Source organism: Candidatus Kryptoniota bacterium, assembly GCA_036567965.1.
In the GTDB taxonomy this organism is placed as follows: domain Bacteria; phylum Bacteroidota; class Ignavibacteria; order Kryptoniales; family JAKASW01; genus JAKASW01.
Map to the genome: position 1 here is coordinate 77575 of DATCTN010000010.1, position 17701 is coordinate 95275.

General features: G+C 48.9%; 9 protein-coding genes and 1 pseudogene. 7 read left to right on the forward strand and 3 right to left on the reverse strand.

Annotated elements, in window-relative coordinates:
- The first annotated feature begins 10 nt into the window (after positions 1-10).
- The 5 genes from VIS48_04080 (at position 11) to VIS48_04100 (ending at position 5060) form a co-directional block, all read left to right on the forward strand.
- Positions 11-1336, forward strand: a complete 1326-nt coding sequence (locus VIS48_04080; protein HEY9165321.1) for a CoB--CoM heterodisulfide reductase iron-sulfur subunit A family protein — start codon at positions 11-13, stop codon at positions 1334-1336.
- A complete protein-coding gene (locus VIS48_04085) occupies positions 1329-3155 on the forward strand; it encodes a CoB--CoM heterodisulfide reductase iron-sulfur subunit A family protein (GenBank protein HEY9165322.1) in 1827 nt (608 codons plus the stop codon). The genes VIS48_04080 and VIS48_04085 overlap by 8 nt, the downstream gene beginning before the upstream one ends.
- A complete protein-coding gene (locus tag VIS48_04090; GenBank protein HEY9165323.1) occupies positions 3152-3466 on the forward strand; it encodes a hypothetical protein in 315 nt (104 codons plus the stop codon). The genes VIS48_04085 and VIS48_04090 overlap by 4 nt, the downstream gene beginning before the upstream one ends.
- Positions 3463-4632: a 4Fe-4S dicluster domain-containing protein gene (locus tag VIS48_04095; GenBank protein ID HEY9165324.1), complete on the forward strand. Its 1170-nt coding sequence runs from the start codon at positions 3463-3465 to the stop codon at positions 4630-4632. The genes VIS48_04090 and VIS48_04095 overlap by 4 nt, the downstream gene beginning before the upstream one ends.
- Before the next feature lie 65 nt (positions 4633-4697).
- Positions 4698-5060, forward strand: a complete 363-nt coding sequence (locus tag VIS48_04100) for a DsrE family protein (GenBank protein ID HEY9165325.1) — start codon at positions 4698-4700, stop codon at positions 5058-5060.
- Between the two features lie 49 nt (positions 5061-5109).
- Here the strand turns inward: VIS48_04100 and VIS48_04105 are convergent.
- Together VIS48_04105 and VIS48_04110 are read right to left on the reverse strand one after the other, a co-directional pair.
- Positions 5110-5307, reverse strand: a pseudogene (locus tag VIS48_04105) (rhodanese-like domain-containing protein).
- Positions 5308-5750: 443 nt separating this feature from the next.
- Complete coding sequence (locus VIS48_04110; GenBank protein ID HEY9165326.1) at positions 5751-7895, reverse strand: DUF5916 domain-containing protein; 2145 nt, start codon at positions 7893-7895, stop codon at positions 5751-5753.
- A gap of 725 nt (positions 7896-8620) precedes the next feature.
- On the opposite strand from VIS48_04110, the gene VIS48_04115 reads away from it, so the two are divergent.
- The gene (locus tag VIS48_04115; GenBank protein ID HEY9165327.1) at positions 8621-10201 is read left to right on the forward strand and encodes a T9SS type A sorting domain-containing protein; all 1581 of its coding nucleotides are present in this window, start codon (positions 8621-8623) and stop codon (positions 10199-10201) included.
- A gap of 524 nt (positions 10202-10725) precedes the next feature.
- Complete coding sequence (locus tag VIS48_04120; GenBank protein ID HEY9165328.1) at positions 10726-14148, forward strand: LamG-like jellyroll fold domain-containing protein; 3423 nt, start codon at positions 10726-10728, stop codon at positions 14146-14148.
- A 790-nt stretch (positions 14149-14938) separates the two neighbouring features.
- Here VIS48_04120 and VIS48_04125 read toward each other — a convergent pair.
- Positions 14939-17056 (reverse strand): T9SS type A sorting domain-containing protein, encoded by a 2118-nt coding sequence (locus VIS48_04125; GenBank protein ID HEY9165329.1) that lies wholly within the window; start codon positions 17054-17056, stop codon positions 14939-14941.
- Positions 17057-17701: the final 645 nt, after the last annotated feature.

The following is a 17701-nucleotide window of genomic DNA, read 5'->3' on the forward strand; positions in this document are numbered from 1 at the left end:
GAATTTTCAAATGGCAGCAGAGAAATTTCAAGTCGATAGTCTCATAGTCGGAGGCGGAATCGCAGGTATGCAGTCGGCACTCGATCTCGCAGACCATGGCTATAAAGTTGCACTGGTGGAAAAGAATCCGAGTGTCGGCGGAAAAATGATCGGCTTAAGCAAAGTCTTTCCGACTCTCGACTGCTGCAGCTGCATTACTACTCCCAAGATGTCGGCAGTTGCTCACCATGACAACATTGAACTCTTGACATACTGCGAGGTAGATTCAGTGTTTCGCAACCACGGTGCCTTCGAAGTGCGGGTAACGAAAAAACCGCGCTACGTGAAGGAGAACGATTGCACAGGCTGCAGAGCCTGTGAGCTGGTTTGTCCGATCGAATTGCCCGACGAAGAGAACGAGTTCGGCCGCATTGGCCGGCGCGTCATTTATGTCCCATTCGCAACTGCCGTTCCGCAAAAAGCGGTCATCGATATTGAGCATTGTGTGTTTTGCGGGAAGTGCATTCCTGTCTGCGCGCCGAACGTCATCGATTTTCACCAAGCACCTGAAGAGATAGAAATTGAAGCGAAGACAATCATACTCGCCACGGGCTATGAGGTAACTCCGCGAAGTGCCAAAAAGGAATACGGCTCGGGAAAACTCAGAAACGTAATCGATGGACTCATGATGGAACGCCTCCTAGCTCCGACGGGACCTTACGGACATGTGCTGCGTCCCTCTGATGGTAAGCAGCCTTCCTCAATCGCCTACGTGCAATGTGCCGGGTCACGGGATCAGACACTAGGCGTGCCGTATTGCTCACGCGTCTGCTGTATGTACGCAATCAAGCAAGCAATGCTCCTTTCCGGGACGCTTCCGATGGCGGACATCACGATCTATTACATGGATATCCGTACGTTCGGAAAGGGATACGAGCAATTCTATCAGAGCGCGAAGGCTATGGGAATTGAATTTGTGAAGGGAAAGGTCGCCAGGATCTCCGAAGACTCTGACCAGAATCCCGTCGTCCGAGTAGAGATGATCGATGACAATTCGCGCGTGATCGAACGAAAGCACGACCTTGTCGTTCTTTCAGTTGGCATGCTGCCGGGTTGGAATACGGAAAAAGACTTCGGCGTCGCCACGGCCGATGACGGTTTCGTTGAAATCCCCGATTGCAATATCGCGCCGACTGTTACCGCACAGCCCGGCATTTTCGCTGCTGGAACAGCGACTGGCCCGATGGATATCGTTGACAGCATCATGACAGCTGGTGCCGCAGCGGCAGAAGCCGCCGGATATATCGAGGCCAACTTCTCGGAAAAGGTAATCTCGGGGACTTTTGCCCATGTCTGACAATCCTGAGAAGAGAGAAATGGAGAGACAGGAGCCGAAGATTGGCGTTTACATTTGTGATTGCGGTGGAAACATCAGCGATACGGTGAACTGTCAGAGAGTTGCAGAAGCTCTGGCAAAACTTCCGAACGTTGCTGTGTCACGGCGCTGCCAGTTCATGTGCTCCGATGCCGGTCAGAAGCTTGTCACAGACGACATTAGCGAGAACGGTGTCAATCGTGTCGTCGTGGGAGCGTGCTCCATTTTCCTTCACGAGCAGACTTTTCGAAGAACCGTCCAGCGTGCGGGGTTGAATCCCTACTTCTATTATCACATCGGGTTGCGTGAACAGGACAGTTGGGTGCACCACGCTTGTCCGCCTGAAGCAACGGAGAAAGCCGTGAGGATGATGTCTGCGGGAGTTGCGAAAGCACGCAAGCTGCGACCACTCGAGTCGATTCATCTAGAAGCAGAAAAGCATGTCCTGGTTATTGGCGGCGGCGTAGCGGGACTGCGTGCCGCGCTATCGATTGCCCGCACCGAATTGAGAGTGACGCTCATCGAGAAAAGCAACTCTCTCGGCGGACACGTCATGCAGTGGAATCGGCTTTTCCCGACAGATGAAGATGCCCGCAAAGTTGTCAACCGCCTCATCGCCGATGTGATGGCAGAGAACAAAATCGAAGTGATGACAGAAACGGAAGTGATATCCTCGAAAGGATATGTCGGAAATTTCGATGTAAGAATTCGAAAACAATCCACCGAGACCGACATAAGAATTGGCGCAATCGTCATCGCGACTGGTTTCGAACCGTACGATCCATTTCAGGGCGAGCTCGGCTATGGAACATATCCTGAGGTCATTACCCTTCCTCAATTGGAAAGTCTTCTCTCAGATCTGGCCGAACACGAGCTAAGATGGAACAGCCATCCTGTACGCAGCGTCGCGATGATCCATTGCGTAGGGAGCCGACAGGTCGAAGGTGTGCACAAGCCCCAGCTCGACGGCAAAGTGAATGACTATTGCTCTCGGGTGTGCTGCACCGCAACCCTGGCAGCTGCGAATGAAATCCGTGAGAGATTCCCCGATGTAAATGTGTACGATGTCTATCAGGACATCCGCGCTTACGGCCGCGGCCATGAAGATTATTATCTAAGAGCCTCGAAGAACCGTGTCACGTTCATTCGCTACTTTGCCGAGGAAGCGCCCGAGGTTCTCCATGCTGAAGAAGGCGACCAATTTCCCCTCCTGGTGAAAGTGAAAGATCATCTGACATGGGGAGAAGAGATCGAACTGCCGGTGGACTTGGTTGTCCTTTCCGTTGGTATGATGCCGAGTCCCATTCAGGATTTGATGAGCATGTTCAAGGTTGCTCCGGGGAGCGATCGGTTTCTTCTCGAAGTGCATCCCAAACTAAGGCCCGTCGAGACGGCGGTTCCGGGCATTGTATTGGCAGGTACGGCGCAGGCACCCATGAACGTTCTGGAGAGTTGCGCAGCTGCAGAGGCTGCGGCTTCAAAAGTCAGCATTCTCCTGTGTCGCGGCGAAGTTGAACTTGAGCCTTACGTAGCGCAAGTGGATCCGGATCTTTGCAAGGGTAGCGGAGAGTGCGTTCGATTATGTCCACAGGAAGGCGCCATCCACCTCGAGACGATCAACGTTGATGGCAAATCAACTCAGCGAGCTGTAGTGACAGAAGCGAACTGCAACGGTTGTGGAGTATGTGTGAGTGCTTGTCCTAATAGGGCAATTGACGTTCAGGGCTGGCAGCTCGACGAGTATGAGGCTATGGTACAGGCTATCGTTGCCGACATGCCTGCATTGGAGGACATTCCATGACTGTGGACAAGAAGCAGGAAGCGCGAGAGCGAACGCGGATGCTCCTGGAGCTCCGGAAGGAATACTCCGTCACGGTGGAGAATGCGCAGGAATTGTTAAAGAAACAGCAAGCGGCGCGCAAGCTTCTCGAGAAAGCTATGCTCGACGGCCCTCACTCGATACCACACTTAGCTCAACAGACCGGCATTCCCGCCGATGAGGTCTTATGGCATGTTGCTTCGATGAAGAAATATGGAATCGTTGTGGAAGTGGGGACTGACGAATCGGGGGATTACTTCGTCTACTCGTTAAGCAAGGAGGGGAAATCGTGAGTTATCGAGCGGATCCGAGCTTCATTTCCCAGCTTCGAAAATATGGAGCGGTGAATATCGAGTCATGCTTTAACTGCGGCAACTGTACCGCTGTGTGTCCTCTCTCTTCGGACGAAGACAACTTCCCGCGTCGGATGATCCGTTATGGACAACTTGGAATGAAAGATAAACTTCTCGGAAGCAAGGAGCTTTGGCTGTGCTATTCCTGCGGTGAATGCACGGCGACATGTCCGCGGCAGGCTGACCCGGGAGAATTCATGGCAGCCGCAAGAAGATATGCAATTGCCCGGTACGACAGGGTCCGACTTGCAAGCTTGATGTACACGTCATCCATATTTAACCTTCTATTTCTGCTCTTCCTGGCAGTGGTGCTGGGCACTTTCATTTACTCTTTCCATGGTTCAATGCCCACCCAATCGCTCCGCCTATTCGACTTCATTCCTTCCGAAGTGATCCATGATGCCGGAATCATCGCGGGTCTCGTCGTTATTTTAATCGCTATGTTGGGGTCCTTCAGCATGATCTCCAACATCAGAAGAAACATTGCTATTCCTGAGGATATTCGCTTCGATCACAAGTCGGCAATGACTGAAACAATCGCCGAAGTCTTCACCCAGCGGAGATATCGGCGCGATTGCAAGACTTCTTTGAAAACTCAGCCGTGGTATTTCCAGAAATGGTTTCTTCACGCGTCGATGCTCTGGGGATTCATGGGATTGTTCCTTGCGACTGCCCTTGACTTTTTCCTTGCCTTGACTGGAACGAAGCCGACAGGAACATGGGTGCCTATCTGGTATCCTGTCCGCCTGCTTGGAACGCTCGCAGGACTCATGCTCATGTATGGCACTACGGGTGCGATTGTTAAACGGTTGCTCAAGGGAGATGATTCATATCGACATTCTACCTCTACCGATTGGTCTTTCCTTGTGATCTTATGGCTATCGGGTCTGACGGGGTTTGTCTTGGAAGTTGCAGTTTATCTTCCGGAGCCGCACGCTTGGAGTTACTGGATGCTTCTCGCCCATTTGATCATTGTGGGAGAGCTGCTCATACTTCTGCCTTTCACAAAGTTTGCACATGTCATTTATAGAACAATGGCTCTTTACGTTCACGCTCTCAAGCCCCTACCGGAAACGGAACCTGCCGTGACTGAAGTAAAGGAATGAATGTCGATGGTTGAGAATGTGAAATCGAATCAAATCTGAATCACAAAATCAAAGGAGATCTTAAAATGGCTGAGAAAATGATGGTCGTATGCAACGGTTCAGCGCCAAGCAATATCATGCCGGCGTTGATTTTCGCTTCATCCGGCATTGCACTCGATTATGAGGTGCACATGTTTTTTTGTCCGGCTGGTGCACAAATGCTCGTAAAAGGTGAATTGGAGAAACTCGGGACACCTAAGGGGATGCCTAACCCAGTGAATCTGTTCAACACGATAATGGACCAGAAGGGCAAAGTCGTGTTCTGCGAGCTTGCAATTGAAAACAAAGGGATCAAGCCCGAGGACCTACGCGACAAGCGTATCGTCATTGAGAAAGTACCACCGTTCCTCATGGGTGCGAGCGGAGCGGGAATGACCTTCGTGTTCTAAAAACACTTTATAGAGAGCGGCGAGTACCTCCTCTCCCTCGCCGTTCTCTTTAATATCCTGGCATGTCGGCTAATCGGCCGGCGTTGGTTATGTTTGTGTAGCCGCTGATCCTGAGAATCTTCGGATCGTAAGTATTTCTTGCACCGGATTTACAGTAAACAATCACAAGTTTTGTTTTTTCGCCGATCTCCAATATTCTCAACTGCAATTGATCCGCCGGGATGTTGATGGCATCGGGATGGTGACCATCTTCGTGTTCATATTATGATCGGACGTCGATGATGAGTCCGCCCGATTTTAGCTTATCTATTAATGAAGGCATGTTTTCATTTCTCGCTTATTAATTTTCATTTTAAAATTTCTATCTATTGACCTGCCCCCCAATTAGCGATCCAGTCTTGAGTCAGCAGTCTCGACCAAGGAATACCTTGCCTGGGCCCATTTTCCGGGCAACGACTGGGATTTCGATATCTAAAAAGTTCGAGTCATCGTTCCGATCGGGGAGCAACGAGGCCAGCGTCCTTCACTCTGTCGCCGCGATAATCTCGCCGTAAAGTCCCTCTCGCCCGGAATCGCAATATCCTCATCACGTTGCCAATACTTGGCAGGAACACCACCTTATCACCATTAAATCAAATGGGCGGGTCAGCGGGATTATGAGACACTAAAGTCCTTGGGGCAAAGCCCATCTCAGTTTTGCCACAAATATTGCACTTTCAAGAAGAACTGTTGGACTGTCCTTTCCATTCCGTAAGGCTGATCAAATTTTGTGAAGTTGTGATCTGAGCCAGCATAGAAAACGGTGAAGGGATTGAGCTTGTAACTGATGAGCGGATCGACCTGAAGTTGCTTCGCAAACTGATCGTACTGAGGTATCAATCTCACGAACAACTCCGGCGAGAATTGATAGACAACAGCCGCGCGCACAATATAACCATCGAAGAAAAGCTGTTGCGCGTAATACGACCACGCCCGTGACCGCGCATAAGTGAAATCAAGTGAAAGTCTGTCGGTCGGTTTCAAGACGATTTCGGCCGATAGATTGTATCCTCTTCCAAGCTCGGGCGTGTCTGTGCGATAGATAAGCCTTCCAACCTGGGCCCATAAACTTATATAGAAACTGCTTATGGGATTTGTGTTTAGGTAAGCTTCTGTCCGGTAAAGTTTGTGGAACTGAACTCCGTGGAACATTTCTTCTTGCACGGGATAGTAATAAACATAAGCATATGTCTGACCCTTCAGGGTTGCTTGAGCCTGGATTGAGCCGCCTGCGAATTTCCGTGTGCCATCATAGTTGAACTTCACACCGGAATTTGTCTGCAGAGAGGCGTTCTCGACGAACGAGTTGTTGAAATAAACAGTGTAGCCCTGCCAGAAAGTTATCTGGCGAAAATCATTTGAAGTGATGAATCCGTCTTGTGCTTGGAAAGTTGGAGACACACTGGCCCCGCCAAGGTCAAAGCTGTAATCGCGAGCGTTGCGTATAATATCGACTTGATAGCCTCCACCTGAGTAGCTCTGTCCGTCAAATGTTGCGGTGTACGGAGTTGAGCCGAAATATCGGTCGCTGGAAAAGAGAGAAGTGTCGTTTATTTCTTTAGTGTCCGATAAACCTGCCTGTCCAGTAAAATAGTAATTGCCCGCGAAAAGGAGGTTCCAATCAACCGTGCCAACATAGTTATGAGCATCCGTGAAATTTCTGCTCGTCAGTAATCCGCCCACGAACGATTCGTTGCCGATATTATATCTACCTCTGAGAACGTTGCTCCACGATTTCAACGAAGAGGATACAAAATCGCTTCCTTCCTCCCCCGGAATAATGAACGGAGATTGCCTGTCTTCGGCTCCTAAGTACGCAAGCGAAAACAAGCCTGCTTTGTCAGTCAATTTCACAGACGCTAGTGGATCGTTTATCATGCGGGAATAGAATACGCTCGCTTCAGTATTGAAAAGGCTGGCACCTTCCAGAAAGAATGGTCGCTTCTCAGGATAGAAAATGGCAAATGTGTTGTTGACACTGATTTGAGTCGCATCAGATTCTACTTCGCCAAAATCGGGATTCAAAACGCCAGCCAGCACGAAGGACGATGATGGAGCATACTTCACTCCTGTTCCGACTCTTCCTGTGACCGGACCGTTTGCAAAGCCGGACGTAGGATCCCCGGCGTCATTCAGCGATCCGGACTGAACTCCCATTACATAGGGCAAAAGCTCCAAATTATTTGATGATTCTATCCCTTCTATGCTATCTATTGTACCACTCTGGCAAAAGATACAGGGATTATTGCGGTCTATCGTTGTCCATGTCATCTGGTAGCGGCTGTCACGCGGCATGTTCCGGACAAATTCCGCTATCCAATGCTGCTCGTGAAACGAAGGAAAGCGAAGACTCTTGAATGGGATTGCCATTTCTGCCGTCCAGCCAGAATCACTTATGTGAGCCGCTGAGTACCATACGCAATCGAAGCTCATGTCCTCGTTATTGCCTGTTCTCATACCATCACCCTGTATGGCGTAAGGGTTCACAAACAACTCGTACCCATCTTGCATTGTTCCATAAGTATCTAGAAGTATTCCGACATAATCATCGCTGAACATGTTATCACGGTCGCAGATGTTTGCCCTGATAAGTTTAGCTGAGGAATCGAGGCAGTTGAACCCGAAATATACGTAATCGGAATTGTAGAGTACATAGACGAGAGTTTTCTGACGGGCAGGAGTATTCTCGCCGGGTTGAATCTCGTAATCTATTCCAATCGGCGTAACTAGCTTCCAGAGCGGGTCGGACAATTTGCCAGTGAGATCGATGTCCCTGTTTATCTTAACCGCTTTCAAATGATATTTGTCCGGGTTTGCGGAATTGTAAGCGAGTGAGATGGACGAAAGAGTTAATGAAAGAACGAACAATGAATAACAAATACCAGAAAATAAAAGGTGATTTCTACTTTCTTTTCGAATGTGCCGTTTTACGTTCAGCATTGCTTCAACTGTTCTTAATGATAATAAGTGATACGGGAGGAGTGCGGATAATGTTTCCAAAGCTATCTCATTAGATAAAGCTCATAAGTCGGCTACACCAACTCGGTCGGAGAATACTCTTCATGATGTTGTCTCACCGCCAATCGAATCTCTCCCCTCGCCAGTTTCTGCAAAATCACCTCGATCATGACTCTTACCAAGTTCGAGTCATCGTTCCGATCGGGGAGCAAAGCGGTCGGATCTACCAACTCCAGAACGTTCTCCAAGAGCCCTTCGATGGACAAGCCTTCTCGCTTAGGTTCCGTTTTCGTCTGCTCAAAGGCGTCTTCTGTATTCCTACCTTGTACTCCCTCGGAAGTTATGATCACGAACAATTCTTCATTGTTGCTTATCCGGGGCAATGCAGATTCCGGGAATTGTCAAAGATGCCAGAGCTCCGTTCGCAAAGTAAGATCCCAAGGGGTGGCCTTGTCGCGACCACGCGCACTTGACAATGAGGTTCATGTTCGGTAACGTCAGGTGTCGGGACTGTCAAGTATTCGGGACGTTGTGATTTGAAAGGGGACAACCGTATGCATCAAATGAAAAGCCCTAAAGGTCCGAGAAGAACTCTGTTTATCGCTTATCTTCCAGGCGTCCCGACGAGTGTATGTAGTACTGCGGGCACTGCCAGACCTTCGGGGATGATGTTCGGGAAGAAGATCGTGGCGATAATACCACTTGTAATTCTTATTGCAGGTATGGCATATGGCTCAGGATACAAAGTCCCAACAAAACCTGCATCGGTTGCCGTTGCAGATATTAACTTAGACGGACATCCGGATATTATTCTGGGGCATGAAGTAGAGGGTGTCGGGGGACTTCTATCGATCCTCACGAACGATGGGAAGGGGAATTTAACATTGAGGGATACACTCTCCACCGGTGCTTACGAGACCTCAATTCAGGTTGGAGACATCGACGGAGACAATGAGCCCGACATAGTGCTCCTCGATTATGATCAAGTATCGCAGACCACGGCATTTCGGGTCGTATATGACTATGGAAAATATGGCTTCGACAGCACAAGACTATTTCCGCTTGGTCAGCAAATTACAATCTGGAATTACGTGCTGGGCAGCTTGAGGGACAGCAGCCATCAGGACATTACATTCATATCCTCATTGTCTCAAGAAATGGGTATTCTTTACAACGACGGAAAGGGAGGATTCTTGCCTCCACAATATTTCAATTTGGATTTCACCCCGGCGAGCTTGGCGGTTGGTGATATCGACGGAGATGGAAGAGAAGACATTGCAATTACCGGTAACCTCAAAATAAAGATCTACTTAAATAAGCAATCAGGACTTGATACCCTCTCTGTGAATACGAGCCCAATTGGAGTATCCAACATCAACATCACCGACATAGATAACGATGGGAACAACGAGATCGTCGGCATTGATGGAGGCATTCCCGGCACTAAGAAAAGACTATTAGTTTATAAGAATGACGGCACCAACAATTTCCAGCTAAGCTACAGCAAGTGGATCAATGAGGCGATGGATCAATTGTTCATAGCCGATCTGAACAACGATGGATACAAGGATATCATCTATAACTGTTCTCTTTATTATCCCAATTCCGATTCAGAAGTATTCCGGACATACATATTATTCAACAACAAAGATGGAACATTCCAGGATCCGGTGTATTACTACACGGGGATTTGTTCGCAGGTATCGTGTGCGGCAGACCTGGACGGCAACGGCTGGAAAGACATAATCACACTCAACTACGATTTTTATAATCCACCACCCGATACATGTTCGATTCATATTCTTTTCAACGATGGGACAGGCAAGTTCGAGGAAAACCCGGTTACAGGAATCAAAGATAAGAAGAACCAGCCCTTAACATTTGAGTTATATCAGAACTATCCAAATCCATTCAATCCGTCCACGATCATCAGTTATCAGCTTTCGGGAGTGAGCCATGTGACGCTAAGAATGTTTGATGCATTGGGACGAGAAGTAGCTGAACTAGTGAACGAGAAACAGACCCCCGGTAAACATGAAGTCATATTCGATGCAGGTGCTCGCAAACTGGGCAGTGGAGTGTACTTCTATGAATTGATCGTTGATGAAAAAAGATACATGAAAAAAATGTTGGTCATCAAATAGCGGGGCTGGACAAGGGGAAAGAGATTGATCCTAAAGCATGGGCAAAAATGGGGGCGACCTCCCTTGACAGTGACGTGCCCCCCAATTAGCGATCCAGTCTTGAGTTAGCAGTCTCGACCAAGGAATACCTTTCCTAGGCCCATTTTCCGGGCATCGACTGGGATTTCGATGTTTAAAAAGTTCGAGTCATCGTTCCGATCGGGGAGCAAGAGAAACCCCTCATGGATGCCTCAATTTCCTTGTAAGAAATATCCTGCCTGATTTCTATAGCTCCGTTCGTTCGTCCCCGATTGTCGTTCCTGAACATGCCAGGATAAGAATCCTTTTTCAAATCCTCGATTGGCAAATACCGGAACTAATAATGTTACCGGAAGGTTGGAGGAAGTACGATGAGGAGGAGAGACTTACAGAATTACACCTTGCTCGACCGGAGAAATATGTCTTCCGCGGATAGTCCGAATATTCCCATCCTATTTGTTCGATCCATTCTATTTTAACGCTTGCTACTTGAATATGGAGGCGAAATGAATCGAAGTATCTACTCATTCCTAACAACTTTACTCTTACTGATCGTCGTTGTCGGAAATACGTTTTTACCTTCGGTACAAGCACAGCCGACACCCGTTCAACCTAGCAAAAATGGCTCCGGTGTTTACGAGGTCGATTCGCTTGCGAATCTCTACTGGATCACTCAAAACTCGAGTTCATGGAGCTCAAGCTTCGTGCAGACTGCAAACATTGACGCCTCTTCGGATACGAGCTGGGATTCAAGCCAGGGATTCACGCCGATAGGAAACGGCACGACAAATTTCACTGGCACTTATGATGGCGGCGGTCATACGATAACCGGCCTGTACATTAACAGAAGTTCGACCTACGATGTCGGAATGTTTGGTTACGCCACTTCTGCGACGATAGAAAACATCGGGTTGGTAAATGTGAATATAACGGGACACGTAGCGGTGGGCGGGCTTGTTGGTGATAACACCTATGGAACAGTGACCAACTGCTATAGTAGTGGATCCGTGACTGGCAGCCATTTCTATGATGGCTCCAATTATGGTAGTTATGTTGGCGGACTTATTGGCGGTGGTGGTTATGATCATGTGAGCCAAAGCTATAGTAGTGCAAGTGCAAACGGTCAGATCTATGTCGCTGGTTTTATTGGCTATATAGATGTCGGATCAGTGATTGAAAACAGCTACAGTACCGGAAGCGTCAGTTGTCAGTATACTCATTACGGCGGATTCGCAGGCTCGATGGTCAGTTGCACGGTGACCAACTGTTACGCAACCGGAAATGTCAGCGGTCCTTACGGCTCGGTATACGCTGGTGGATTTGTAGGCGATATTACTTCCGTCACGCTAACGGATTGCTATAGCATTGGAAGTGTAAGTGGTACAAACTACGTCGGCGGTTTTTCCGGCTTCGATAACGGTAGTTCAGTGAACAACTGCTTTTGGAATATAGATACATACGGCGGCGGCAGTGCCGACGGCACAGGGAAGACTACAGCACAAATGGGAGAGTCGTCCACGTTTATCAACTCAGGCTGGACGTTTTCGACCACCGGGTGGGCAATGTATAGCCAAATCAACGGTGGTTACCCTTACCTGCCCGGCGTGACGCAGTTCTCCACTCCTTCACCTTCAAGTCTATCAGCCATTACATCCTCAGCAACCAACATCAGTTACTCATCAGCACTCCTGATCGGTAATGTCAGCGCAGCCGGCGACACGACCGTCGTAAGATTCCTATACGGCACGAGTCCCGGTTCTTATACCGATAGCGTAGCTGCTTCATCTAGTCCGCTTGTACCATGGGATTCTATACAGGTTTCAGCTTCACTCTCCGGATTGAAATCAGGTACGCTATATTACTTCTGTGTGTCGGCGAAGAATGCATCGGGTTATGTACGAGGAAGCGAGCTCTGTTTCGCAACGCTATCCGTAGCGCCGCCGACTGTAATAACAGGTTTCGGTTTCACTGCGCAGTATACCACAGCTAATGTGAACGGCATCGTGGATCCAAATGGAGACACCACAACTGTGCGATTTCTTTGCGGCGATGTCTCTGGCACATACACGGACAGTGTGTTAGCTTCTCAAAGTCCTCTGACGATATCCGATTCCGATTCCGTCACGGCAACGCTTACCGGTCTAATGCCAAATCACATCTATTACTACCGCGTCTCTGCAATCAATGATTCCGGTTATACTCGCGGTAGCGAGATGAGCTTCCATACACTACAGGCTCCGTCGATATCCACTGTTCCCGGATCAGCCCTCTCGTTCAATTCCAGTCTGAACCAGTATGTATCCGTTCCTGATAATTCTTCATTGGAACTCACCGACAGTCTCACATTTGAAGTGTGGGTCTATCCGACAGGTTCAGAAAATATGGCGATAATTGATAAGGGGAATTACAATTACCTGTTTGAAATAAGACCAAACGGCCAGTCGGGGTTAGGGCTATATACTAACGGAACATGGTACTACAGTTCCGGCAGTGTTCCACTGAATCATTGGTCACACGTTGCGTTAGTATTTCAGAGAGGGACAAATGGAGTGAAATTCTATTTGAATGGCTCTCTGTTGAGTGAAGCCACCGCATCTGGTGCACTTACCACCAACACGGGAGAATTCGCCATTGGCAAACAAGGGCCGGGAAATTGCGACTGTAATTTCTTCCAAGGAATGATGGATGAAGTCAGGGTCTGGGATGTTCCGCGAACCGAACAACAAATCCGCGCAGACATGTACAAGACGCTCGCAGGCACGGAGACGGGATTGGTTTCTTACTGGCAGTTTAACGAAGTTTCTGGAGATACTGTCTATGATGTGGTGGGAGGTAACAAAGGGGTTCTTACGAATCACAACGGCTCAGGCGCTCCCACGTGGGTAACATCAGAAGCTCCCGTCGGCAAATACGGGTCTTACGATTCGACATCATCTGCAGACAGCGCGGGGCTGTCAGGCAGCATTGTCGAAACCTCCATCACTTCACCTGTTGATAGTCTGAATTACCTCGGACTCTACTCTTTCGGTTCGCCGCTTGATACTGCCGTCACCAACGAGACATTTCCCTCCGGCATAACCAAACGGTCGTCGGTCATTTGGGGAATATTCGCTGTGGGGAATGATACAGCGAATGTGACTCTCAACTACAGCGGACTAACGGGAATTCAAAACGAATCGGGCCTCAAGGTCATCGAACGCGAAGAAGCAGACAGCCCGTGGGTCGATGTCACGTCTAATTTCGCTCAAAATCTGACAAACCATACGTTCACTGAGACTCACATCGATTCCTTTAGCCAGTTTGCAATAGGAACGGGGGGCGACAATTCCCTCAACGTCCAGGCAACGGACTTCGTCGCTACCGCCGATGTAGGATTGGTGACGATTAAATGGAAGACTCGGTCTGAACTTGAGAATGCGGGCTTCAATGTACTCCGTGAGGACGCTGGGATGAAGACATTCAAACTCGTCTCAAGCTATACGAGCAACGATAGTCTGAGAGGTCTCGGCACAAGCAGCACGGGACGGAGTTATGACTTTATGGATACTCATGTCGTCTCAGGTTCAACATACAACTATAAAATCCAAAGCGTCTCGACGAGTGGAACGGTTAAGGACCTAACCACACTTACGGTCACAGTGGACAATCCAAAGACTTATGCGCTTTACCAGAATTACCCCAACCCATTCAATCCAAGCACAACGATCCGGTTTGATCTGAAGGAACAATCTGATGTCACACTGGAGATCTACAATGTTCTCGGACAGAGGATGCTTGAAGAGAATTACGGAGCCATGAACGCCGGAAGATATAACAAGCTGGTGAATATGGATAGGTTCGCAAGCGCAGTTTACTTCTATAGAATCAGTGCAGTAGGAAACGACGGACAAAAATTTGTTTCGATTAAGAAACTTGTCCTCATGAAATAGAAACATAAGCCTTCGTAAAAAGACAGGGTCCCCCCATGAAGGTTTGGGGCGGGACTTTTTTGGAATATCAGTTCGCCGACCCCCTCTCTATGCGGAGGAATGCGATTGGCTTTTGCCTTTCTCTAATACCTTCATCACTTTACTGACTCAAGCTCGACTCTTCCCGAGATAGATAGCCAACCCAGATTGGTTTCTGACAATTCCTTTCTCGATGAGCGATTTGTACTCCAGAGCTCTCTTCAGGGGATCTGTTTTCATAACAGATGGTTCCTTTGCATCAAGAGGAATCCTATTGTCGCAAAGGGCGGTTGACAGATTATCGATGTCGACCTTCTTCAGGTCGAAGTAATGAGCCAGTTCCGTCGAATCGAGATAGAATACATTCTCTCCTCTTTCGATTTTCTTGCAGATTATGGGGAATTTGAGGATTAAAAAGTTGGTAGAACTGCACGGCCCGAGGAGCAAAGCCCCACTAATCTGGCGTAATCACATTCACATCTACGAGACCAACCCCCGTTGCAATTGCCCGACAGGAACAATGACTTATCAGCTGTACATCAATCGAGGGCAGGTCAAGAGTGCAGAGTGAAATGGCGCAGGCAACTGCCGAGTTTGGCTTGACCAAACTGCCGTTTCGACCTACTAGGTCTGGAAGTCAATTAGTTATTCGAGTGTGAATGTAACCCCGGAGAGGGCTGTTGTCTGTGTTCATTGGAACCTTCCCTTGCGCTCGTGGCGATTACAATTCCTCAGCAGGCTGACGAATCGGGCCCTAGCTTCTAGGACCCTCTTACTTCAACAATAGTAACTTCCTTGTTTGCCTATAATCGCCTGTTTCAATGGAATAGAAGTATACTCCGCTTGGCAACTTGCGGGCGTCAAATTCTACAGAGTGTTCGCCTGCGGCCTGTCGCTCGCTGACAAGTGTCGCGATCTTTTTTCCCAAGACGTCGTAGATTTCCAGCCGCACATTGCTGACCACTGAAAGCTTATATCTAATGGTAGTCGTCGGATTGAAGGGGTTCGGATAATTCTGATGAAGAACGAATCCTGGATGAGATATTCGGCTGCCGTCCACAACACTCGTAAGCATCTGCGAAAGCGGTCTCCGCCAAATGCTCCCCTTACTAGTGCCCATAATAAGCTCAGTATCGGTTACAAGGAAACAGTAGACTGGACACATCGTGAACCCCTCGTTAACCGGCGCCCACGAGTCTCCTTTGTCCGTAGACAGGAAGACGCCTCTTCCGATGCCGGTAAGAGTCTGATCACCGACTAAGATCCTGCTCCCGCTCACCGCAAAAGCTGTCACCCAAGGAGCGATCCCGAGACCATTGTTAACTGCAACCCAGTTTCCTCCATTATCGGATGATCGATAAAGGCCGCTAGCTGTGCTTGTTCCAGCAAAAAGCGCGGACCCGGTGGATACAAGGCTTGAAACATAATTGAATGGGTAACTCGTAATTACCGGAGCCCAATCATCACCGTTGTCCTGTGAATGATAGATCCCGTCGGTTGTACCGGCGAACACGCTAGTGTCGGATACCGCGACCATCGAGCCCACGTTCGGGTTAACGCCAGATACGTTGGCGTAATACCAATGTGCACCGCTGTCCGACGAAACTAAAATGCCGGCATTGGTTCCGACTATCAGATGGGACCCGGACGAAATCAAAGTCTGGATCGAGAGCGTTGAAAAGGCGGATGAGCCTATGCTTACCCACGTCGTTCCTGTGTCGGGACTTATGAAGATTCCATCGGAGGTGACGGCAAAGAGTCGGGAGCCCATCGCAGCATAGGCCTCAACCCATTTGTCAGCTAAACCGGAGGGCGCCCAGTTCGCGCCGCCGTCTGTTGACTTGTAAACTCCGCCATAGTATCCGAAACTTGACCACACTCCTTGCACTCCCGCGAAGAGTTTCGGGCCGACTGCGGAAAGGCACAGAACTGTTGCACACGGAAATCCTGTTTTCGTCCAGCTCTTACCCTCGTCTGTGGAAATTTGCACGCCGCCGATCGCAGTTCCGGCAAAGAGAGTTCCATCAATGCATCTCAAGGAGCCGACATAGCAGTTTGTGAGACCAGTTCTTTTCCAAGCTGCCCCGTTAGCGGACATAAAAAGCCCATGACGGGTGGCGACATAAATGTTCGAATCGCAGAGGGCGATTGCGGTTACACAAGTATCGATTAAGGAGTCATCGGCTGGCGACCAGTTTTTTCCACTGTCAATTGAAAGAAAAACGTGCCCGCTGTCTGTACCGACAACTAGGCATGAATGCGTGGCAACAATTGCAGATATTCCAAAGCCGCTGAGGCCCAGCCCTGACCAACTCGACCCTGCATCGGTCGACACATAAACACCGCTATCCCCCGCCGCATAGATGCCTGAATCAAGAGATGCAAGTATGTAGCCTCGCCAGGGAATAGGCATGCTTCCCTTAGTAAGCACCCATGTGTCGCCATTATCTGTGGAAACGTAGAGGTTATGATTTGAGTAATAGCTTCTCTCTCCAAACAGGGCTCCGCCGGAGACAACCAGTGCGCCGAAGAATCCCTCGGCTAACCCGCTATCCTTCGCGGCCACCCAGCTGAGGCCACCATCATTAGAGCGAAATAGGTTGCCCACAGAGAGATATGCGAAACTATCTGACGAAGTGAGGGCAAAGGCCGACGGGGTGAAGCCGCTTGGTTCCGTCAGTCCATTCACAGCCTGAGACCAGCTCCATCCGTTGTCAACTGAACGATAGATGCCGCTAAGACCGTCTCCGGCTAGAACAATTCCGCCAATTTTGGTAAAACAACTTGGACTACCGTCGTAAATCCCTCGTGTCTGACTCCACTGGCCGCGGGTCGCATTCGTCTCGAACAATATCGATGTGAGCAACATAAGACACCACGATCTCCTCATGACAAGCTCCTTCGTTTATGAATCATCAGAAGATTGCTTCTGCCACGAATCGCCACAACCGATTGTCCAGAAAACCGCACGACCTTAACTGGTTCAGGTGAGCCAGTTCACTAAGCGCAGATACGCAAGCGCTTCCTGGTCATCGGATGCTGCTCCGACGTGGATCATCTATAAGCACTCGTAATAGATTTACAGTAGGTCAGCCCTTGACAACAATCTCAGATTTTTCGCTACTGAGTCATTATGCACGAAAATACCATCCCACATTCCTAATGTCAATAACTAAAACAAGTGCTGTCCTCTCTTTCTGCTCAGTCAACGCAATGGTTGTTTTATCTCCATCCCATGCTCTTGCTCGGGAAGGAAGCCGACCTGTCCTGCAAAAAGTGATCCACTATTATATTCGTAAGTCGAGGAAGGTATCCGGATTGCTCGAATCGAGATAGAATACATTCTCTCCTCTCTCGATTTTCCTGCAGATTATTGGAAATTTGAGGATTAAGAAGTTGGTAGAATTGGGTGGACCGAGGAGCAAACGCCCACCAGATGTGCAACCCTTTGAGTAAACACTTCGATGCCTTCCCAAGTCTTCTTTACGATGCCATCTCACGGAATTCTTATTTCTAGTTCAACGAGATCACTTGG